Here is an 18,730-nt window from a genome sequence, read left to right on the forward strand (position 1 = left end):
GGCACGAAAAAGCGCTATATAATCGCGGTTTCGCCGGAGTAGCTCAGTCGGTAGAGCAGCTCATTCGTAATGAGAAGGTCGGGGGTTCGATTCCTCTCTCCGGCACCAATGAAATCAAGCACTTAGGCCAGTTCTTCGGGACTGGCCTTTTTGCTTTCCGGCCATCTGTAGGCAATTTCGCCACGGCCTGGGGCTGGATTGCTGTCCAGCGGCGGACGGGCGTGCCGGGGCGGCGGTCTATGCTGAACATAGGGCGCGCCAGCAGCGCGATGGCGGCCAGCATCGAAGATGCCCCATTTCTTCGGGCCATGCCGGCGGGCTTTTGCGGGCAAGGCGCAAAGGGTGCGGCAACGCCACGCGGGCCCATCCTTGCAGCCCCAGCGGGCCGGGGGCATCCAGGATTGGATAAGACCCGGCGAGGGGGTAAATTCAATTCACACCCCGCCTGCCAAGCCCTACGGAAATGCAGAGTTTGTTAGCAGCAGGCCAGGCCGCCCATCGCGCGGGGGGCCACGGAAGAGTTTCCGACACCCACGGGCAGCCATCGCAAAATGCGCCGGAGTTTTTCCGCATCTATCACGTCAACCGCCCCATGCCCGATCTGGCCATCGTGGCGGACAGTTTTCACCTCAAGCCGCTGCTGCGTACGCTGCAATCCGCTGGCGACTACCAGGTGCTGAGCCTGAGCCGCGACAGCGTGGCGCTGTATGAGGGCAACCGCTACGGCCTGGTGCCGGTGCAGCTGCACCCGGCTGTACCCCGCGTCAGCGCCGATGCGCTGCGCACCGACAACTCGAACATTCTGGACAGCGATGCGGAAAAGTTCCTGCGCGCGCTTGATCGGGGCTTGATCGAACACCACTCGCACCCCGGCGCCGGTGTGCCCATCATCCTGGCGGCGCTGCCGGAAAACGAGGCCATCTTTTCCGCAAGGTCAGCCACAACCCGCAGCTGCTGCCCACCGGCTTGGGCACGAGCGCCGAGACCATGCCCATCGAGGAATTGAGCCAGCGCGCTTGGCAGCTGGTCGAGCCTTTGTACCTGGAGCGGCTGGCGGGTCTGGTGGACACTTTCGGCGCGTCCGAGGCGCGTGGCCAGGCCGAGGGCGACCTGGCCGGCGTGGCGCGCGCCGCACGCGAAGGCCGGGTGGCGACGCTGCTGGTCGAGGCCGAGCGGCACATCCCGGGCCGCATGGATGGCGCCACGGGGCGTATCGAGTTCGACGAGCTGGCCAACCCGGAGGTCGACGATCTGCTGGACGACGTGGCCGAGCTGGTCATGAAGGGCTGCGGCGAGGTGGTCGTGGTGCCGGCAGAGCGGATGCCGACCAGGAGCGGGCTGGCAGCGATCTATCGCTATTGAGGGCAGGTCGTGCGTTGGGTATTGTGCGTTGGGCGTGCGCAGCCACTACCTGGACACAACGCAAACGCCCAACGCACGGCGTCAGGCCCCGGATAATCCCGGCCCATGACTACCTCTTCCCTCGCTGCCCCCGTTGAATTCGCCCCCGGCCTTGTCGTGCAGGGCATCACCCCGCCGCTGCGCCTGGGCGACTACCGGCTGATCGCCTTCGACATGGACTCGACCCTCATCAACATCGAGTGCGTGGACGAGATCGCCGATGCCGCCGGCAAGAAAGCCGAAGTAGCCGCCATCACCGAGGCGGCCATGCAGGGCGTCATCACCGACTTCAAGGACAGCCTGCGCCAGCGCGTGGCCCTGCTGCGCGGCGTAAGCGTGCAGCACCTGGAGCAGGTCTTTGCCGAGCGCCTGCGCCTCAACCCCGGCGCCCGTGAGTTGATTGATGCGGCCCGTGCCGCCGGCCTGGCAACGCTGCTGGTCTCGGGCGGCTTCACCTTCTTTGCCGACCGCGTCAAGGCGCAGCTGGGTATCCAGTTCGCCCGCGCCAACGTGCTGGAGGCCGAGGACGGCGTGCTGACCGGGCGCATGGTCGATCAGCCCTGGGGCGACATCTGCGACGGCGCGGAAAAGCGCCGCACGCTACTGGAGCTGGCCTCGTTGCTGGGCATAGACCCGCGCCAGGCGATTGCTGTGGGCGATGGCGCCAACGATCTGCCCATGATGGGCGCAGCCGGCCTGTCGGTGGCCTACCACGCCAAGCCGGCGGTGCGCGCCCAGGCCCGCGTGGCCATCAACAGCGGCGGGCTGGACAGGCTGCTGGAAGTGCTGCAATAAGCCACTCCCCCAGTCAATGGTGAAATCGCCCTACAGCCCTTGCTGGGCAAGCGCTGGCAGCTATCTTTTTTGAAAGTCTGCCGCGTCAGGCGCCCTGCCAGACCCACCAGGCCAGCACCAGCATCATGGCGCCGGTCAGGCCGTCCAGCACGCGCCACGCCAGCGGGTTGGCAAACACGCCCTGCAGCCGGCGCCCGGCAAAGGCCAGCGCGGCAAACCAGGTCAGGCTGGCGCTGGCGGCGCCCAGCACAAAAAAGCCCTTGAGCCAGCCATCCTGGCGCGCGCCGATGGAGCCAATCAGCAGCACGGTGTCCAGATAGACGTGCGGGTTGAGCAAAGTGATGACGGCCAGGCCGCTGACGACCCCCAGTAGGCCGCGCGCCACGCGCTGGCCCGAGGCATCCAGCCCCGCACCCGGCGCAAACAGCGCCCGGTGCCAGGCAAACAGGCCATAGGCCAGCAAGAACAGCGCCCCGCCCCACTGCAGCCACTGCGCCAGCGTGGGCGCGTTGCCCAGCAGCTGCGCCATGCCCAACACCCCCAGAGCCACCAGCAGCGCATCGCTGAGCACGCACCAGGCTACGCAGGCGCGCACATGCTCGCCTTGCACCGCCTGGCGCAGGACATAGAGGTTTTGCGCGCCGATGGAGGCGATCAGCGACAGGCACACCGTGAAGCCGGTGAGCCAGGTGGAGGAAGCTGCAGCAGTGGTCAACATGGGCCGGATGCTAGGCCCGGCGCAGACTTACGTACACTTCAAAATCCTGAACAATGATTAGCAAAGCTTAATTTTGAGCGTCGTGCGTCGTGCGGCTGTTCACGCACAGCGCTCGATCTGAGGAGAGAAGCCCCATGCTGGACTACGCTGGACTGCAGGCGCTGGCCGCCGTGCTGCGCGAGGGCAGCTTCGAGCGCGCGGCGCGGCGGCTGCATGTCACGCCCTCGGCGGTGTCGCAGCGCGTCAAGCTGCTGGAGGAGCGCACCGGGCAGGTGCTGGTGCTGCGCGGCTCACCCTGCACCGGCACCGAGGCGGGCCGGCGCCTGTGCCTGCATCTGGAGCAGGTGCAGCTGCTGGAGCACGAGCTGCGCCGCACCAACCCCGACCTGCTGGCCGGCAGCGCCAGCGCGCCGGCGCCTACGCTCAAGCTGGCGGTCAATGCCGATTCGCTGTCCACCTGGTTCATGGACGCCATGGCCGCCTTCACTGCCGGCGGCAACGAACTGCTGGACTTGCGTATCGACGATCAGGAGCACACCGGCGAGCGGCTGCGCGAGGGCGAGGTCATCGCCGCCGTGACCGCCACCGGCACGGCCATCGCCGGCTGCAACACCTGGCCACTGGGCACCATGCGCTACGTGGCGGCGGGCAGCCCCGGCTTCATCGCGCGGCACTTTGCCGACGGCGTAACGCCGGCTGCCCTGGCGCGCGCGCCGATGATGATCTATGACCGCAAGGATCGGCTGCAGGAGCGCTGGCTGCAGGCCCAGGGCCTGGCCACGCGCACCCAGGCGCCCCGGCACGCCCTGCCGTCCAACTTCGGCTATGTGCGCGCCTGCGAGGTCGGCATGGGCTGGGGTATGCACCCGACGGCGCTGATCGCCGGCCAACTGGCCGCCGGCACGCTGGTGGCGCTGCTGCCTGATGCGCCGCTGGATGTGCCGCTGTACTGGGCGCACCCGCGCAGCGCCCAGCAGTCGCTCTCGCGGCTCACGCAGTGCGTCATGGCGGCAGCGCGAGCCTGCCTGGATACGCTACCTTGTGCTACATGAAATATAGCTATCAGCGCTTGCCTGGTAAGGGTTTAGGCGAGTTTTCATGCTTATTCATGGCCCGAAAAACCTATCCCTGGGCGCCGACGCTGCCGGGGACAAGTGCAGGCAGGCCGGGCAGGAATTGCAGCGGCTGGCCTTCCTGGCTGCTCCGCCGCACTCCGGCGCCGTGCGCCGAGGGCACCAGGTCGGCCAGGGTGACGGCATCGAGCACGGCCAGATAGGCCTGGGTGGCGCGTATCAGCAGGCCGCGCAGATGGCAGTGCTCGCTCATGCGGCAGGTGTTGGATTCGGGGTCGAAGCACTCCACCATGTCGAAGTCGGTCTCGGTGGAGCGCACCATGGCGCCGATGTTGATCTCGCTGGCCGGGATCATCAGCCGCATCCCGCCGCCGCGCCCGCGCATGGTGTCCAGCAGGCCGCGTGCAGCCAGCTGCTGCACGATCTTGGTCAGGTGGCTGCGCGAGATGCCGTGTGCCTGGGCAATCTCGCTGATGGTCACCGGTTGCGCCCGATCCTGGCAGGCAGCGCAATACATCAGCACGCGCAGCGTGTAATCAGTCCATTGGGTCAGTCGCATAAGCCGTACCGGAAAAAAGGTTCATAGGAGAAGAATTTTATGGAATTAAAATATTCACGTCATTTGATTCTTTGAAGGACTGACTCCATGAATGCCATCCCGAACGCTCCAGCCTCCGTCGATCCAGCCCAGAGCATCGGCCAGATCGCCGTGGAGCTGCCCGGCGCGACTGCGGTGTTTCGCCGTCTGAAGCTGGATTTTTGCTGCGGCGGCCACCTCAGCCTGCGTCAGGCAGCGGCTGATCGGGGGCTGGAACTGGAGGCGGTGGTATGCGAGCTGTCGGCCCTGCAGCGCCCGGACAGCGTGCCCGATGCCGGCACGCCCGCCGAGCTGGTCGAGCACATCATCACCCGCTACCACGAGGTACACCGCCAGCAGCTGCCCGAGCTGATCCGCATGGCGCGCCGCGTCGAGGCCGTGCATCGCCTCAACCCCGATGTGCCCGCGGGCCTAGCCGATGCGCTGGAGGCCATGCACGAGGGGCTGCTGGGCCACATGCACAAGGAGGAGGCGATCCTGTTTCCGATGCTCGCGCGCGGCGGCAACAGCTTCGTCGTGCAGCCCATCGGCGTGATGCGCGCCGAACACAACGAGCACGCCGAATCCCTGGAGCTGATCGCCCGCCTGAGCACCGACATGATCCCCCCGCCCGGCGCCTGCAACACCTGGCGCGCGCTGTATTCGGGCCTGGCGCAGCTGTCGGACGATCTGATGAACCACATCCACCTGGAAAACAATGTGCTGTTCCCGCAGTTCGAGCCTGCCGCTGCCGCCCAGCAGGCATGAGTGCCGGGCTTGCCACAGGTGCCCAGGTGAACACTGCCATGAATGAAGTCGAGGCTCCCCCCGCTCTGGTCGAGCAGCCGGATGCCGCCAGCATCCACCGGCTGGTACACAGCTTTTATGCCGACGTGCGCGCCGACCCTCAGCTCGGCCCGCTGTTCGATGGCGTCATCCAGGATCACTGGCAGCCGCATCTGGCGCGCATGGTGGATTTCTGGAGCACGGTGGTGCTGGGCACGCGCAGCTTTCGTGGCGACGTGTTTCGCAAGCACATGGCCATCGACGGCGTGCAGCCCGGCCACTTCGCCATCTGGCTGCATCTGTGGGGCCGCGCCACGGCGGCCATCTTCGTGCCCGAGGTGGCGCAGGAGCTGCAGGGCGTGGCCCGCGGCATCGCCCGCAACCTGCACCGGGGCTATTTCGGGCGCTTCCCCGACACTTTCTGACAGCCTCGGCGGGCGCGGCGCACGGCTATCGCGCAGGTGACTCGCCGCCGGACGGCATCGCTTTTATCCTTTGCGCCATGCCTGCCTTCTGGCAGGCCTGGCCGATGGCAACTTTCCATTCACGAAGGAGACAGCAATGATGATCAGCTACGACGTGGTCGCCTGTGGCGAGCCCCTGGAGCGCCAGGAGCGCCCCCTGCCCCAGCCCACGGGCGACCAGGTATTGATGCGCGTCAAGGCCGCTGGCGTGTGCCACTCGGATCTGCATATCTGGCACGGCTCGTATGACCTGGGCCACGGCAAGAAGCTGTCCATGCTCGACCGCGGCCTGAAGCTTCCCCTGACCATGGGCCACGAGATCGCTGGCGAGGTCATCGCCGTGGGCGACGCGGCCCAGGGCGTGCAGGTGGGCAAGCGCTACGTGGTCTTTCCGTGGCACGGCTGCGGCCAGTGCAAGGTCTGCCAGCGCGGCGACGAGAACCTGTGCATGGCCGGCAAGTCCATGGGCGTCTATCAGGCCGGCGGCTATGCCGACCATGTGCTGGTGCCGCATTCGCGCTACCTGGTGGACATCGGCGACATGTCGCCGGTGCAGGCCGCGCCCTATGCCTGCTCGGGGCTGACGACCTACAGCGGGCTGCGCAAGTTCGACCCCCAGGTGCTGCGCGACGAGAAGGTGGTGATCATCGGCGCCGGCGGCCTGGGCCTGATGGCGATCATGCTGCTCAAAGCCATGGGCGGCGCCGGCGCCATCGTCATCGACCCCGACGAGTCCAAGCACGCCGCCGCCCTGCAGGCCGGCGCCGATGCCGTGTTCAGCCCGAAGCAGGACGGCTACATCGCCGAGGTGAAGAAGGCCGCCGGCGGCGCCGTCTGGGCCGTGCTGGACTGCGTGGGCTCGACCCAGACGGTGCAAGCGGCCATCGACATGCTGACCAAGGGCGGCCACCTGGTGCAGATCGGCCTGTACGGCGGCCACGTGGACATGCCGACGCCCTTCATGGCGCTGCGCGCCCTGACCTACCAGGGCATCTACGTGGGTAACCTGCGCGAGCTGCAGGAGCTGATGCAGCTGGTCAAGGACAGGAACCTGCCGCCCGTGCCCACCACCTGCATGCCGTTCAGCAAGGCCTTCACCGCGCTGCTGGCCCTGGAAAAGGGCCAAGCCGTAGGCCGGCAGGTGCTGACGCCCGAAGCGGCCTGAGCCTCATCCCCCGAAAAATCCAGCCAAGCCCGTGCGAGCGGCAGTCCAGCCGATGCGCACGGGCTTTTTTTCGTCCGCGACCTTCAGCCGCCCACGCCGCCGTAGCGAAAGCTGATGCCCGTGAGCACGAAGGCCACGCCCAGCAGCGTGATGGCGGCAACGTGCCAGGCCATCAGCGGCAGGGTTTCGGGGCGCAGTTGCGGAATGACGCGCAGCCGGGCGTGCGCCGCCACCAGCGCCGTGGCGGCCAGCAGGGCCAGCTTGAGCGCGATTGCCTGTTCCATGCCCGTATCCGGGCTGAACCACTGACCCCAGTCGGGCACGAGCTGCAGCGCCATCCACAGGCCACTGGCGATCTGGATGGCCAGCGCCGCCATGCCGACATGCTCGTAGCTTTGCTCGAACTGCAGCAGCATCTGCGGCGAGCGCGCGCGCACGGCACGCGGCAGCACGGTCAGCGCCAGCACCAGATGGCCGCCCGTCCAGATGGTGGCGGCCAGGACGTGCAGCGAGAACACATAGGGGTACATGGTGCGGGGGCTCTTTTCAACAGTGCGGCTTCAACAGCGCGGCATTCAGTAATGCGGCGGCAGCTCGTCGCGCAGGCTGCGCGCCACAGCGCCCCCTTCGGGCATCTGGCGGCGCAGTTCGGACAATTGCCCCTGCAGACGCTCGATGTCCTGCTGCTGGCGATAGACCAGCAGGTTCAGGCGCTCCAGCAGGTCTTCGGCGTAGGCGGCCTTGACCTCCAGCGCCTCCAGGCGGGCATCGACCTGGGCCATGGGCGGCGCGGCGCCGCTCATGCCTGCTGCAGCGCCGCAGCGCCCTGGCTGGCCCGCACGGCCTGGCCCAGGCGGGCGATACCTTCGCCGATCCTGTCCACATCGGCAGTGGCAAAGGACAGGCGCAGTGTGGCGTGGTCGGGCTGGCTGCAAAAGAACGGCGTGCCGGGCACGAAGGCCACGCCCTGCTCGATGGCCAGCCGCGCCAGCTCGCGCCCGTCGGCCACGGCGCCCTCGGCACCGGTCAGCCGCGCCCAGACGAACAGGCCGCCGCGCGGCTGCACGAAATCGATGGCCGCACCCAGTTCGCTGCGCAGCGCCTCGCCCATGGCCTGGGCGCGTGCGGCATAGACCTCGCGCACGCGCGCCAGCGTCGCCGGCATCCGCCCGGCCTGGAGGTACTGCGCCGCCGTGGCCTGGGCAAAGGTGCTGGTGTGCGCGTCCGAGAACTGCTTGCACATGGTGGCGCGCGCCAGCAGCTCGGGCGGCGCGACCAGCCAGCCCACGCGCAGGCCGGGGGCCAGCACCTTGCTCAAGCTGCCGCAATGCACCAGCCAGTCGCGGCTGCCCGGCACTTCGCGAGACAGCGCCAGCAGGCTGGGCGGCGGCGCCTCGCCGAAGTACAGGTCGCCGTAGGGATCGTCCTCGACGATCACGGTCTGGTATTTGACGGCCAGCTCCAGCACGCGCCGGCGCCGCGCCAGGCTCAGGGTGGCGCCGCTGGGGTTGCCGAAGGTCGGGATCAGATAGACCAGCTTGGGACGGTGCTGCTCGATCAGCTGCTCCAGCCGATCGGTGTCCACGCCCTGGGCGTCGATGGGCGCACTGACCAGATCGGCGCCATACAGGCGAAAGCACTGGATGGTGGCCAGAAAGGTCGGCCCCTCGACGATGACCTTGTCGCCCGGGTCGATCAGCGTCTTGCCCAGCAGATCCAGCGCCTGCTGGCTGCCGGTGGTGACGATGAGCTGATCGGGCGCCACATCCTGCGCGCCCTTGGCAGCCATGAAGGCACTGAGCTGCTCGCGCAGCGGCTGATGGCCCTCGGTCGCGCCGTATTGCAGGGCTGCGCCGGGATCCTCGCGCAGGGCCGCCTCGCTGGCCGCGCGCAAGCCCTCCACGTCGAACATGGCGCTGTCCGGAAAGCCCCCGGCAAAGCTGATGATGCCGGGCTTGCCCAGCAGCTTGAACAGTTCACGGATGGCGGAGGTCTCGATCTGGTCGAGCCGTTGGGCAAAGGCGATGGGCATGTGCAATGGGTCTTGTGGAAGGTGGAAGGCGTTGGAGTGCAGCGCGCATTGTCGCCAATCGCAACGCGCGCCACGCGTATCCGCCCACAATGGCAGCCATGAAAAAACGAGACATTGCGCCCTTCTTTGCCGCTCTGCAGGCCGGCAATCCACACCCCACGACGGAGCTGCAATACACCAGCGTGTTCGAGCTGCTCACTGCCGTGCTGCTGTCGGCCCAGGCCACCGATGTGGGCGTGAACCGGGCGACGCGGCGGCTGTTTCCGATCGCCAACACGCCGCAGGCCATCCTGGCGCTGGGGCAGGAGGCTCTGGAGGGCCATCTGTCCAGCCTGAACCTGTACCGCAGCAAGACGCGCCACCTGCTGGCCACCTGCGCCCTGCTGCTGGAGCGCCACGGCGGCCAGGTGCCGCGCACGCGCGAGGAGCTGGAGGAGCTGCCCGGCGTGGGCCGCAAGACGGCCAACGTGGTGCTCAACACCGCCTTCGGCCAGGCGACGGTGGCCGTCGATACACACATCCTGCGCGTAGCCAACCGCACCGGGCTGGCACCGGGCGCAACGCCGCTGGCAGTGGAGCGCGCCCTGGTGCAGCGCGTGCCGGCGCAGTACCTGGACAACGCCCACCACTGGCTGCTGCTGCACGGGCGCTACGTCTGCCAGGCGCGCAAGCCGCGCTGCTGGGAATGCGTGGTGGCGCGCTGGTGCGACTACACGCCCAAGACGCCGCCGCCGCCGGGCGTGCCCTGAGGTTGGGCGTTGGGCGTTGGGCGTTGGGCGTAAACAGCCGCACAACGCCCAACGCTCGACGCGCCCTACAGCTTGCTGTCCACCCCTGCCGCCTCGAAGCTGGCCATCTCGCGCAGGATGGCGCAGGCCGACACCAGCAGCGGCCAAGCCAGCGCCGCGCCCGAGCCTTCGCCCAGGCGCAGGCCCAGATCGAGCAGCGGCTGGGCCTGCAGAGCCGCCAACAGGCGCGCATGGCCAGGCTCGTGCGAGCAGTGGGCGAACACGCAACGCTCCAGCACGGCGGGCGCCAGCCGCGCCGCCACCAGCACGGCTGCGCTGGTGATGAAGCCATCAACCACGATCACGCGCCGCTCCAGCGCCGCCTGCAGCACGGCGCCGACCAGCGTAGCAATCTCGAAGCCGCCCAGCGCGGCCAGCGCAGCCAGTGGCGTGCGCGCGTCCTGGTTGGCAGCCAGGGCTTCGCGCAGCACGGCCACCTTGCGCGCCACGCCCTCGGCATCCAGGCCGGTGCCGGGGCCGGCGCAGTCGGCGATGTCGGCATCCGTCAGGCGCGCCAGCAGCAGCGCAGCGGCCGAGGTATTGCCAATGCCCATCTCGCCCAGCAGCAGCGCGTTGCCGGGCAGCAGGCGCACGACCTCGCGGCCATTGTCGATGGCGGCCTGGCACTGCGCGGGCGTCATGGCCGGGCCACGGCTGGCGTCCTGCGTGCCGGGGGCGATCTTGCGCACCACCAGGCCCGGATAGGGCGCAAAGTCGTGGCGCACGCCGCAGTCCACCACCGTCAGGCCCAGGCCATGCTGGCGCGCCAGCACGCTCACCGCCGCGCCGCCGGTGACGAAGTTATGCACCATCTGCCAGGTCACGTCGCTGGGAAAGGCCGACACGCCACGCGCCGCCAGGCCGTGGTCGGCAGCGCAGACCAGCATCTGCGGGGCCTGCAACTGCGGCGCCTCACTGTCCAGGATCAGGCCCAGGCGCAGCGCCAGCGCTTCGAGCTGGCCCAGCGAACCCAGCGGCTTGGTCTTGTTGTCGATCAGGTGCTGCAGGCGTGCGGCCAGGGCCTGGTTGGCGATGGGGGGATGTCAGGCAACTGCATGGCGGGTCTGTGGTGATGTGGGATGGCTCGCAGAGGATCGGCTCAGGCCTGGCTGGCAGCACTGGCGTGCAGGCAGATGGCGGCGGCGGCGGCCACGTTGAGCGATTCCTCGCCGCCGGGCTGGATGATGCGGATGCGCTGGCTGGCGCGCTGCTCCAGGCGGGCCGAGACGCCCTGCCCTTCGTGGCCCAGCACCCAGGCGCAGGGCCAGGGCAGCGCCGCGCGGTGCAGGTGCTGGCCTTCGTGCGAGCTGGTGACCAGGAGCGGCACCTGCAGGCCAGCGCCCAGATCGGCCTCGTCCAGGCCTTCGACCAGGCGCAGGCCGAAGTGCGCGCCCATGCCGGCGCGCAGCACCTTGGGCGAGTACAGCGCCGCCGTGCCCTTGAGGGCGGCGATCTGCGTGAAACCAAAGGCCGCCGCGCAGCGCAGGATGGAGCCGACGTTGCCCGCGTCCTGCAGGCGGTCGAGCACCACGGTGGGCGCATCGGGCAGCAGCGCGGGAGCTGTCGGCAGCTCCAGCACGAAACCCATGTGCGCGGGCGACTCCAGCGCGCTGATGCCGGCCCACAAGGCGTCGGCAAGAACTATGTTTTTGATAGCTGCCAGCGCTTGCCAGTCTTGGGCTAAAGGCCAAAAAGACTCTGAAAACACGGCCTGCACCGGCGTCCAGCCGCGCGCCAGGGCAGCGCTGCACAGGTGCTCGCCCTCGACCCACACGCGCCCGGCCTTGCGGTAGGCCGTGCTGTCGTGGGCCAGGCGGCGCAGCTCCTTGACCAGGGCATTGGCGGCGGAGTGGATGAAGGTGGGCGGCGGGGGCGCGTCGGTCATCGGGCGGACAGGGTGTTGGCGTTGCCTGCGGTATTGGCGGTGCCTGCGGTATTGGCGATGCCTGCGGCGCTGCCGATATTGGCCGCCAGGGCGCGCGCCACCGGGGCGAAGCTGCGCCGGTGCTCCGGGCAGGGGCCGTGCTGGGCCAGTGCTGCCAGATGCGCCGCCGTACCATAGCCCTTGTGGCCGGCAAAGCCGTAGTGTGGGTATTGCTGGTGCAGCTCGGCGCACCAGCGGTCGCGCGTGACCTTGGCCAGGATGGAGGCAGCCGAGATGGCCGGCACCAGCGCGTCGCCGCGCACGATGGCCTCGGCGGGCACATTGAGCACCGGCAGCCGGTTGCCATCGACCTGCACCCGGGTGGGCTTGAGGCGCAGGCCGGCCACGGCGCGGCGCATGGCCAGCAGCGTGGCCTGCAGAATGTTGAGCTGGTCGATCTCCTGCACGCTGGCGCAGGCGATGCTCACGCACAGGGCGTGGGCACGGATCTCGTCGTACAGGCGCTCGCGCCGCGCCGCCGTCAGCGCCTTGGAGTCGCCCAGGCCGGCAATGGGGTGGGCGTCGTCCAGGATGACGGCGGCGGCCACCACCGGGCCGGCCAGCGGGCCACGGCCAGCCTCGTCCACGCCCGCCAGCAGGCCGGGCGCGAACCAGTCGAAGCTGGCCTGCTGTTCAGGACGCAAGCAGGGTGCGGACGGCATCGGCGGCCAGGCGTGGGGTGTCGCGCTGCAGGCTCTGGTGCAGCGCGGTGAAGCGCTCGTGCAGCGCCTGCACCCGGGTGTCGCCCCTGCGGGCGGCGTCCAGCCAGTCGAGCACAGCGGCGGCCAGCGCCGGCGGGTTGGCGGCATCCTGCAGCAGCTCGGGCACGACGAAGTCGCCGCACAGGATGTTGGGCAGGCCGACCCAGGGCTGCAATTGCTTGGCGCGCATCAGCCGCCAGCTCCAGGGGTGCATACGGTAGGCGATGACCATGGGGCGCTTGAACAGCGCCGCCTCCAGCGTCGCCGTGCCGCTGGCGATCAGCGTGGTGTCGCAGGCGGCCAGCACGGTGTGCGACTGGCCAGCGACGATGCTGATGGCGCCGTGCAGGCCGCAGGCGCGCGCTGCCTGCTCCAGCCGCGCCTGCAGTGCAGGCACTGCCGGAACTATTATTTTGATAGCTGGTCGCGCTTGCCTGACAAGGGCTGCGGCCTGAAAGAACGTATCGGCCAAATAAGCCACCTCGCCCGAGCGGCTGCCAGGCAGGATGGCCAGCACTTCATCGTGGGGCTGCAGGCCCAGGGCGCAGCGCGCGGCCAGGCGGTCTGGCTGCAGCGCGATGACGCTGGCCAACGGGTGGCCGACGTAGGTGGCGGCGATGCCGTGGCGCGCCAGCAGCTCTGGCTCGAAGGGGAACAGGCACAGTACGTGGTCGCAGGCGCGGCGGATCTTGGCCACGCGCTCGGGCCGCCAGGCCCAGATGGACGGGCAGACAAAGTGCATGGTCTTGATGCCGGCGGCGCGCAGGTCGGCCTCCAGGCCCAGGTTGAAATCCGGCGCATCGACGCCGATGAAGACATCCGGGCGCTCGCTGGCGAGCAGGCGGGCGCGCAGCTGGCGGCGAATGCGCACGATGCCCAGCAGGCGGCGCACCAGCTCGACGCTGTAGCCATGCACGGCCAGGCGCTCGCTGGGCCACCAGGCGGCAAAGCCGCGCTCCATCATGCGCGGCCCGCCTATGCCCATGCTGGCCAGCTGCGGCCACTGGGCGCGCAGGCCATCCAGCAGCAGGCCGGCGAGCAGGTCGCCGGAGGTCTCTCCGGCCACCAGGGCAATGCGCGGCGAGGTTTGCATGTCGGCCATGCCAGCAGGCGGCTGGATCAGCGGGCGATGCCGCGGCGCGAGGCGGCGACGAAGTCGCGCAGCCGCTGCACGTCGGCGCCGCCCACGTCCCCGCCCTGCCCGTGCAGCTGCTGCACCAGGGCATCCAGCGCGGCCAGGGCGGCCTCCAGCGTCAGGCCCTGGCGGTACAGCAGCCGGTAGGCCTGCTTGAGCGCGCCGATGCGGGCGGCAGAAAAGCCGCGCCGGCGCAGGCCCTCGGTGTTGAGCCCGCGCACGGCCAGCGGGTTGCCATCGACCATCAGATACGGCGGCACATCCTGCGAGACATGGCTGGCAAAGCCGGCCATGGCGTGCGCGCCGATGTGGCAGAACTGGTGGATGCCGGTCAGCCCGCCGATGATGGCGTGGTCGCCCACGTGTACATGGCCGGCCAGCGTGGCGTTGTTGGCCAGGATGGTCTGGTCGCCCACCACGCAGTCATGCGCGATGTGGACGTAGGCCATGATCCAGTTGTCGCTGCCGACGGTGGTTTCGCCGCGATCCTGCACCGTGCCGGTGTTGAAGGTGCAGAACTCGCGGATGGTGTTGCGCTCGCCAATGACCAGCCGCGTCGGCTCGCCGGCGTATTTCTTGTCCTGCGGATCACCCCCGAGCGAGGCGAACTGGTAGATGCGATTGTCCGCACCGATGCGGGTGTGGCCCTCGATGACGCAGTGAGCGCCGATGCGCGTGCGCGCGCCGATGACCACGTGCGGGCCGATCACGGCATACGGCCCGACCGCCACGCTGGCGTCGAGCTGCGCTGCCGGGTCGATCACGGCGCTGGGATGGATGAGGGGGCTGGAACTCACGCGGCAGGCCGGCTGGCACGAAGCTGGTTGGGCAAAGGGAGGCGCCGGCTCAGGCCACCGTGCGCATGGTGCACATGATCTCGGCCTCGCAGGCCATGCTGTCGCCCACGCGCGCGCAGCCCTTGAACTTGTAGATGCCGCCCTTGATGCGATCGAGCTCGATTTCCAGGATCAGCTGGTCGCCCGGCTCCACGGGGCGCTTGAAGCGCGCGCCGTCGATGCCGACGAAGTAGAACACCTTGTCGTCGCCCGGGGCCTCGCCCATCATGTCGAACGACAGCAGACCGGCCACCTGGGCCAGCGCTTCAAGCATCAGCACGCCGGGCATGACCGGGCGCGCCGGGAAGTGCCCGGTGAAGAACGGCTCGTTGATGGTCACGTTCTTGATGGCCTGGATGCGCTTGCCGCGTTCGAGCTCGACCACCCGATCCACCAGCAAAAAAGGATAGCGGTGGGGCAGCAGCTTGAGGATTTGGTGGATGTCCATCATTTTTGTGTGGCGGCGGGGCCGTCCTGATTCTTTCGTTCGAGAGCCTTGATGCGCTCGCGCAGGCGATAGAGCTGGCGCAGCGTGGCGGCGTTCTTTTCCCAGCGGGCGTTCTCGTCCATGGGAAACGAGCCACTGTAGTGCCCGGCGCGGGTGATCGAGTGCGTGACCACCGTGTTGGTGGAGACATGCACATTGTCCGCCAATTGCAGGTGGCCGATGATGGATGCGGCCCCAGCAATGGTGCAGTGCGCGCCGATGGTGGTGCTGCCGGCCACCGCCGCGCAGCCGGCCATGGCGGTGTGCCGTCCGATGCGCACGTTGTGGGCGATCTGGATCAGGTTGTCCAGCTTCACGCCGTCCTCGATCACGGTATCGCCCAGGGCGCCGCGGTCGATGCAGGTGTTGGCGCCGATCTCCACGTCGTCGCCGATGCGCACGGCGCCCAGCTGCTCGATCTTGACCCACTCGCCGGCCTCGTGCGCGAAGCCGAAGCCGTCGGCACCAATCACCACGCCGGGATGGACGATGCAGCGCTCGCCCAGCACGCAGTCGCGCCCGACGCTGACGCGCGAGTGCAGCCGCGTGTGCGCGCCAATGACCGCACCGGACTCGACCACGCATAGCGGGCCGATGCTGGCGCTGGGGTGTACCCGGGCCTGTTCATCGACCACGGCGCTGGGGTGGATGCCGGCGGCTGCGCCCAGGCCGTGGATGCGCGCCCACAACTGGGTCGTGCGTGCGAAATAGACGTAGGGGTCGGCGGCCACGATGCAGGCGCCACGCGCGCGGGCTGCTTCGCGCAGCTGCGGCGCCACGATGACGCAGGCGGCGCGCGAATGCGCCAACTGCGCCTGGTAGCGCGGATTGCTCAGAAAGGACAGCGCATCGCTGCCAGCCTCATCGAGCGGCGCGATGCGGGCGATGTCGGTATTGCCGTCCCCGTGCAGCTCGCCGCCCAGCGCCTCGACGATCTGGCCCAGCCGCAAGCTCACGCGCCATCCACCTGCTGCTGCACCATTGCGTCGCGATTGAGCGCAGGCGGCTTACTTGCCGCTGCCATTGGCAGCAGCGTTCATGGCCTTGATGACCTTGTCGGTGATGTCGTGCTTGGGGTTGATGTACACCGCTTCCTGCAGGATGACATCGTATTTTTCGGCCTCGGCCACCTGCTTGACGACGCGGTTGGCGCGCTCCAGCACCTGGCTGAGTTCCTCGTTCTTGCGTGCCGTCAGGTCTTCCTGGAACTCGCGGCGCTTCCTCTGGAAGTCGCGATCCTGGTCGACCAGCTGGCGCTGGCGCTGCACGCGCTGGCTCTCGGCCATGGTGGGCGCTTCGCGCTCGAATTTCTCGGTGGCGCTCTTCAGGGCATTGCCCTGATCGACCAGCTCCTTCTCGCGCCGGGAAAATTCCTGCTCCAGCTTGGTCTGCGCCGCCTTGGCGGAATTGGCTTCACGGAACACCCGGTCGGTGTTGACGAAGCCGGCCTTGAACTCCTCGGCCTGCGCGGGAGCGGCAGCAGCCAGAGCGCCCAGCACGATGGCCAGCGAAAAGTGACGGGCAAACGATTGACGAGCAAACGATTTCATTAGAAGGACGTTCCGATCTGGAATTGCAGTTTCTGGATTCTATCGCCGGCGAACTTGCGCACCGGCTGGGCAAAGGCAAGGCGCAGCGGCCCCAGCGGCGAGATCCAGCTCAGGCCCAGGCCGGCGGAGGCGCGCAGGTCGCCAAAATCCCATTTTTCGTTCTCGCCATAGACGTTGCCGGCATCGACGAAGGCGAACCAGCGCAGCGTGCGGTCGTTGCCGGCGCCGGGGAAGGGGGCGATCAGTTCGGCGTTCAGGGTGACCTTCTTGGGGCCGCCCAGCGACGCGCCGGTCACGTCGCGCGGGCCGAGCGTGCCCTGGTCGAAGCCGCGCACCGAACCCAGCCCGCCCGAGTAGAAGTTCTTGAAGACCGGGAAGGGCCGGCCATTCATGCCCTTGCCTACGCCCACCTCGCCATTGAAGGCCAGGGTGAACTGCTTGGTCAGGGGCACGTATTGCTGGTATTGATAGTTGGCGCGCACATAGCGGGCGTCGCCGCCGATCGACCACTCGGAGTTCAGGCGCTGGTAGCGGCCCGAGTTGGGCGCCAGCGCACTGTCGCGATCGTCGCGCGACCAACCGATGGTCAGCGGCACGGCGACGCTGGTGCGGCCGAATTTCTCGGCATACGACAGATAGGCCGCCGGGATGTTGGTGCCGGCCTTGATCTTGGTCTGCTCGGCGCCGCCGCCGAAGAACACCGTGTCGGTTTCGCTGAAGGGCACGCCAAAGCGCACGCTGCCGCCGGCTGTCACCAACTGGTAGTTGCCGCCCTGGTCTTCGTAGGGCTTGGCGGTGCGGTAGTACACATCCAGCGTGCGCGACACGCCGTCCTGGGTGAAGTAGGGGTCGGTCGTGGACAGCACCAGCGTGCGGCGGTACTTGCTGGTGTTGACATCCAGGCCCAGGTAGTTGCCCGAGCCGAAGACGTTTTCCTGCTTGATGCCGAACGACAGCGAGACTTTTTCGGCGCTGGAAAAGCCCGCGCCCAGCTGCAGCGAGCCGGTGGGCTTTTCCTGCACGCCCACCACCAGATCGACCTGATCGGGCGCGCCAGGCACTTCCTGCGTCTCGACGTTGACGTCGGTGAAGTAGCCCAGCCGATCCACCCGGTCGCGCGAGAGCTTGATCTTGTCGCCGTCGTACCAGGAGGCCTCGAACTGGCGGAACTCGCGGCGGATGACTTCGTCGCGCGTGCGGTTGTTGCCCGACACCTGGATGCGGCGCACGTAGGCGCGGCGCGCCGGCTCGGCGCGCAGCACCAGGGCCACGCGGTTGTTCTCGCGGTCGATCTCGGGCACCGCCTCGACACGGGCGAAGGCAAAGCCGAAGTTGCCGAAGTGGTCGCTGAAGGCCTTGGTGGTCTCGGTCACCCGGTCGGCGTTGTAGGGCTCGCCCGGGCGGATGGTGACGAGCGACTTGAACTCGTCGTCGCGATCAAGATAGTTGCCCTCCAGCTTGACGCCCGAGACCACGTAGCTCGGCCCTTCGGTCACGTTGACAGTGATGGAGATGTCCTGCTTGTCCGGCGAAATCGCCACCTGGGTGGAGTCGATGCGGAACTCCAGGTAGCCGCGCGCCAGGTAGTACGAGCGCAGCGTCTCCAGGTCGGCATTGAGCTTGGCGCGCGAGTAGCGGTCGCTCTTGGTGTACCAGCTCAGCCACCCGCCCGTGTCCTGATCGAACAGGCCCTTGAGGGTGGACTCGCTGAAGGCATGGTTGCCCGCGATGCGGATCTCGCGGATCTTGGCCGGCTCGCCCTCGGTCACCGTGAAAGTGAGGTTGACACGGTTGCGCTCGATGGGCGTCACCGTGGTCACCACCTCGGCGCCGTACAGGCTGCGGTTGATGTACTGGCGCTTGAGCTCCTGCTCGGCGCGGTCGGCCAGGGCCTTGTCGAAGGGCCGGCCTTCGGTCAGGCCGACATCGCGCATGGCCTTTTTCAGCGTGTCCTTGTCGAACTCCTTGGTGCCGGCGAAGTCCACGTCGGCAATGGTCGGACGCTCCTCCACCACTACCACCAGCACGTTGCCTGCGGCCTCCAGGCGCACGTCCTTGAACAGGCCCAGGGCAAACAGCGCGCGGATGGCAGCCGCGCCCTTGTCGTCGTTGTACTCATCGCCCACGCGCAGCGGCAGCGACGCGAAGATGGTGCCGGGCTCGACCCGCTGCAGGCCCTCGACGCGAATGTCTTGCACCTGAAAGGGCGTGAGCGCCCAGGCGGCATTGGCGACCAGGGCCAGGGCGGCAACGGCGGTTGCAGTGCGCACGCCCAGGCGATTGATGGTGGTTCTCATG

General features: G+C 68.3%; 22 protein-coding genes and 1 tRNA gene. 9 read left to right on the plus strand and 14 right to left on the minus strand.

Going from position 1 to position 18,730, the window contains the following annotated elements:
- The first annotated feature begins 32 nt into the window (after positions 1-32).
- From IDM45_RS05845 to serB, 4 genes are all read left to right on the plus strand, one after another.
- Positions 33-108, plus strand: a tRNA-Thr gene (locus tag IDM45_RS05845).
- A gap of 484 nt (positions 109-592) precedes the next feature.
- On the plus strand, positions 593-1,006 hold the full coding sequence (locus IDM45_RS17920; RefSeq protein ID WP_209422016.1) for a baeRF3 domain-containing protein: 414 nt from the start codon (positions 593-595) through the stop codon (positions 1,004-1,006).
- The gene (locus IDM45_RS17925; RefSeq protein ID WP_232654277.1) at positions 967-1,362 is read left to right on the plus strand and encodes a baeRF3 domain-containing protein; all 396 of its coding nucleotides are present in this window, start codon (positions 967-969) and stop codon (positions 1,360-1,362) included. The genes IDM45_RS17920 and IDM45_RS17925 overlap by 40 nt, the downstream gene beginning before the upstream one ends.
- 105 nt (positions 1,363-1,467) lie before the next feature.
- Positions 1,468-2,196: a phosphoserine phosphatase SerB gene (gene serB / locus IDM45_RS05860; RefSeq protein WP_209422017.1), complete on the plus strand. Its 729-nt coding sequence runs from the start codon at positions 1,468-1,470 to the stop codon at positions 2,194-2,196.
- Positions 2,197-2,281: 85 nt separating this feature from the next.
- Here the strand turns inward: serB and IDM45_RS05865 are convergent, their stop codons facing one another.
- The gene (locus tag IDM45_RS05865; RefSeq protein WP_209422018.1) at positions 2,282-2,914 is read right to left on the minus strand and encodes a LysE/ArgO family amino acid transporter; all 633 of its coding nucleotides are present in this window, start codon (positions 2,912-2,914) and stop codon (positions 2,282-2,284) included.
- A gap of 134 nt (positions 2,915-3,048) precedes the next feature.
- On the opposite strand from IDM45_RS05865, the gene IDM45_RS05870 reads away from it, so the two are divergent.
- Positions 3,049-3,966 carry an HTH-type transcriptional regulator ArgP gene (locus IDM45_RS05870; protein WP_209422019.1) on the plus strand — a complete coding sequence of 306 codons (918 nt, stop codon included), beginning with the start codon at positions 3,049-3,051 and terminating at the stop codon, positions 3,964-3,966.
- 70 nt (positions 3,967-4,036) lie between these two features.
- Here the strand turns inward: IDM45_RS05870 and IDM45_RS05875 are convergent, their stop codons facing one another.
- Positions 4,037-4,546 (minus strand): RrF2 family transcriptional regulator, encoded by a 510-nt coding sequence (locus IDM45_RS05875; RefSeq protein ID WP_209422020.1) that lies wholly within the window; start codon positions 4,544-4,546, stop codon positions 4,037-4,039.
- 87 nt (positions 4,547-4,633) lie between these two features.
- Here IDM45_RS05875 and ytfE point away from each other — a divergent pair, with 87 nt between their 5' ends.
- The 3 genes from ytfE to IDM45_RS05890 all read left to right on the plus strand — a co-directional run bounded on the left by ytfE (position 4,634) and on the right by IDM45_RS05890 (position 6,979).
- Positions 4,634-5,332, plus strand: a complete 699-nt coding sequence (gene ytfE / locus IDM45_RS05880; protein ID WP_209422021.1) for an iron-sulfur cluster repair protein YtfE — start codon at positions 4,634-4,636, stop codon at positions 5,330-5,332.
- 38 nt (positions 5,333-5,370) lie between these two features.
- Positions 5,371-5,775: a group III truncated hemoglobin gene (locus IDM45_RS05885; protein WP_209422022.1), complete on the plus strand. Its 405-nt coding sequence runs from the start codon at positions 5,371-5,373 to the stop codon at positions 5,773-5,775.
- A 136-nt stretch (positions 5,776-5,911) separates the two neighbouring features.
- Positions 5,912-6,979, plus strand: coding sequence for an alcohol dehydrogenase (locus IDM45_RS05890; protein WP_325168950.1), 1,068 nt, complete (start codon positions 5,912-5,914; stop codon positions 6,977-6,979).
- Positions 6,980-7,062: 83 nt separating this feature from the next.
- Here IDM45_RS05890 and IDM45_RS05895 read toward each other — a convergent pair whose 3' ends face one another.
- The 3 genes from IDM45_RS05895 to IDM45_RS05905 are packed head-to-tail and all read right to left on the minus strand — an operon-like array spanning position 7,063 to position 9,005.
- Positions 7,063-7,509: a CopD family protein gene (locus tag IDM45_RS05895; RefSeq protein ID WP_209422023.1), complete on the minus strand. Its 447-nt coding sequence runs from the start codon at positions 7,507-7,509 to the stop codon at positions 7,063-7,065.
- Positions 7,510-7,554: 45 nt separating this feature from the next.
- Positions 7,555-7,782, minus strand: coding sequence for a SlyX family protein (locus tag IDM45_RS05900; RefSeq protein WP_232654275.1), 228 nt, complete (start codon positions 7,780-7,782; stop codon positions 7,555-7,557).
- Positions 7,779-9,005, minus strand: a complete 1,227-nt coding sequence (locus IDM45_RS05905) for an aminotransferase-like domain-containing protein (protein ID WP_209424021.1) — start codon at positions 9,003-9,005, stop codon at positions 7,779-7,781. The genes IDM45_RS05900 and IDM45_RS05905 overlap by 4 nt, the downstream gene beginning before the upstream one ends.
- Positions 9,006-9,109: 104 nt before the next feature.
- On the opposite strand from IDM45_RS05905, the gene nth reads away from it, so the two are divergent.
- Positions 9,110-9,760 (plus strand): endonuclease III, encoded by a 651-nt coding sequence (gene nth / locus IDM45_RS05910; RefSeq protein WP_209422024.1) that lies wholly within the window; start codon positions 9,110-9,112, stop codon positions 9,758-9,760.
- 65 nt (positions 9,761-9,825) lie between these two features.
- Here the strand turns inward: nth and cobT are convergent, their stop codons facing one another.
- The 9 genes from cobT to bamA form a co-directional block, all read right to left on the minus strand.
- A complete protein-coding gene (gene cobT, locus IDM45_RS05915) occupies positions 9,826-10,833 on the minus strand; it encodes a nicotinate-nucleotide--dimethylbenzimidazole phosphoribosyltransferase (RefSeq protein WP_209424022.1) in 1,008 nt (335 codons plus the stop codon).
- 65 nt (positions 10,834-10,898) lie between these two features.
- A complete protein-coding gene (locus IDM45_RS05920; protein ID WP_209422025.1) occupies positions 10,899-11,684 on the minus strand; it encodes a TrmH family RNA methyltransferase in 786 nt (261 codons plus the stop codon).
- A complete protein-coding gene (gene rnhB, locus IDM45_RS05925) occupies positions 11,681-12,385 on the minus strand; it encodes a ribonuclease HII (RefSeq protein ID WP_209422026.1) in 705 nt (234 codons plus the stop codon). The genes IDM45_RS05920 and rnhB overlap by 4 nt, the downstream gene beginning before the upstream one ends.
- Positions 12,357-13,517 (minus strand): lipid-A-disaccharide synthase, encoded by a 1,161-nt coding sequence (gene lpxB, locus IDM45_RS05930; RefSeq protein WP_209424023.1) that lies wholly within the window; start codon positions 13,515-13,517, stop codon positions 12,357-12,359. Before lpxB ends, rnhB begins: the two co-directional genes overlap by 29 nt.
- 26 nt (positions 13,518-13,543) lie before the next feature.
- A complete protein-coding gene (lpxA, locus tag IDM45_RS05935) occupies positions 13,544-14,356 on the minus strand; it encodes an acyl-ACP--UDP-N-acetylglucosamine O-acyltransferase (protein ID WP_209422027.1) in 813 nt (270 codons plus the stop codon).
- 49 nt (positions 14,357-14,405) lie between these two features.
- The gene (gene fabZ, locus IDM45_RS05940) at positions 14,406-14,846 is read right to left on the minus strand and encodes a 3-hydroxyacyl-ACP dehydratase FabZ (RefSeq protein WP_106685243.1); all 441 of its coding nucleotides are present in this window, start codon (positions 14,844-14,846) and stop codon (positions 14,406-14,408) included.
- Positions 14,843-15,838 (minus strand): UDP-3-O-(3-hydroxymyristoyl)glucosamine N-acyltransferase, encoded by a 996-nt coding sequence (lpxD, locus tag IDM45_RS05945; RefSeq protein WP_209422028.1) that lies wholly within the window; start codon positions 15,836-15,838, stop codon positions 14,843-14,845. Before lpxD ends, fabZ begins: the two co-directional genes overlap by 4 nt.
- Positions 15,839-15,889: 51 nt before the next feature.
- Complete coding sequence (locus tag IDM45_RS05950; RefSeq protein ID WP_209422029.1) at positions 15,890-16,432, minus strand: OmpH/Skp family outer membrane protein; 543 nt, start codon at positions 16,430-16,432, stop codon at positions 15,890-15,892.
- Complete coding sequence (gene bamA / locus IDM45_RS05955) at positions 16,432-18,729, minus strand: outer membrane protein assembly factor BamA (protein ID WP_209422030.1); 2,298 nt, start codon at positions 18,727-18,729, stop codon at positions 16,432-16,434. The genes IDM45_RS05950 and bamA overlap by 1 nt, the downstream gene beginning before the upstream one ends.
- Position 18,730 lies beyond the last annotated feature (1 nt).

The organism is Melaminivora jejuensis, assembly GCF_017811175.1.
In the GTDB taxonomy this organism is placed as follows: Bacteria; Pseudomonadota; Gammaproteobacteria; order Burkholderiales; family Burkholderiaceae_C; genus Melaminivora; species Melaminivora jejuensis.

Excerpts from the sequence above, each read along its gene's own strand:
- IDM45_RS17920 (WP_209422016.1), top strand. The coding sequence starts at position 593 with ATGCCCGATCTGGCCATCGTGGCGGACAGTTTTCACCTCAAGCCGCTG.
- serB (WP_209422017.1), top strand. The coding sequence starts at position 1,468 with ATGACTACCTCTTCCCTCGCTGCCCCCGTTGAATTCGCCCCCGGCCTT.
- IDM45_RS05865 (WP_209422018.1), bottom strand. The coding sequence starts at position 2,914 with ATGTTGACCACTGCTGCAGCTTCCTCCACCTGGCTCACCGGCTTCACG.
- IDM45_RS05870 (WP_209422019.1), top strand. The coding sequence starts at position 3,049 with ATGCTGGACTACGCTGGACTGCAGGCGCTGGCCGCCGTGCTGCGCGAG.
- IDM45_RS05875 (WP_209422020.1), bottom strand. The coding sequence starts at position 4,546 with ATGCGACTGACCCAATGGACTGATTACACGCTGCGCGTGCTGATGTAT.
- ytfE (WP_209422021.1), top strand. The coding sequence starts at position 4,634 with ATGAATGCCATCCCGAACGCTCCAGCCTCCGTCGATCCAGCCCAGAGC.
- IDM45_RS05885 (WP_209422022.1), top strand. The coding sequence starts at position 5,371 with ATGAATGAAGTCGAGGCTCCCCCCGCTCTGGTCGAGCAGCCGGATGCC.
- IDM45_RS05890 (WP_325168950.1), top strand. The coding sequence starts at position 5,912 with ATGATGATCAGCTACGACGTGGTCGCCTGTGGCGAGCCCCTGGAGCGC.
- IDM45_RS05895 (WP_209422023.1), bottom strand. The coding sequence starts at position 7,509 with ATGTACCCCTATGTGTTCTCGCTGCACGTCCTGGCCGCCACCATCTGG.
- IDM45_RS05900 (WP_232654275.1), bottom strand. The coding sequence starts at position 7,782 with ATGAGCGGCGCCGCGCCGCCCATGGCCCAGGTCGATGCCCGCCTGGAG.
- nth (WP_209422024.1), top strand. The coding sequence starts at position 9,110 with ATGAAAAAACGAGACATTGCGCCCTTCTTTGCCGCTCTGCAGGCCGGC.
- IDM45_RS05920 (WP_209422025.1), bottom strand. The coding sequence starts at position 11,684 with ATGACCGACGCGCCCCCGCCGCCCACCTTCATCCACTCCGCCGCCAAT.
- rnhB (WP_209422026.1), bottom strand. The coding sequence starts at position 12,385 with ATGCCGTCCGCACCCTGCTTGCGTCCTGAACAGCAGGCCAGCTTCGAC.
- lpxB (WP_209424023.1), bottom strand. The coding sequence starts at position 13,517 with ATGCAAACCTCGCCGCGCATTGCCCTGGTGGCCGGAGAGACCTCCGGC.
- fabZ (WP_106685243.1), bottom strand. The coding sequence starts at position 14,846 with ATGATGGACATCCACCAAATCCTCAAGCTGCTGCCCCACCGCTATCCT.
- IDM45_RS05950 (WP_209422029.1), bottom strand. The coding sequence starts at position 16,432 with ATGAAATCGTTTGCTCGTCAATCGTTTGCCCGTCACTTTTCGCTGGCC.
- bamA (WP_209422030.1), bottom strand. The coding sequence starts at position 18,729 with ATGAGAACCACCATCAATCGCCTGGGCGTGCGCACTGCAACCGCCGTT.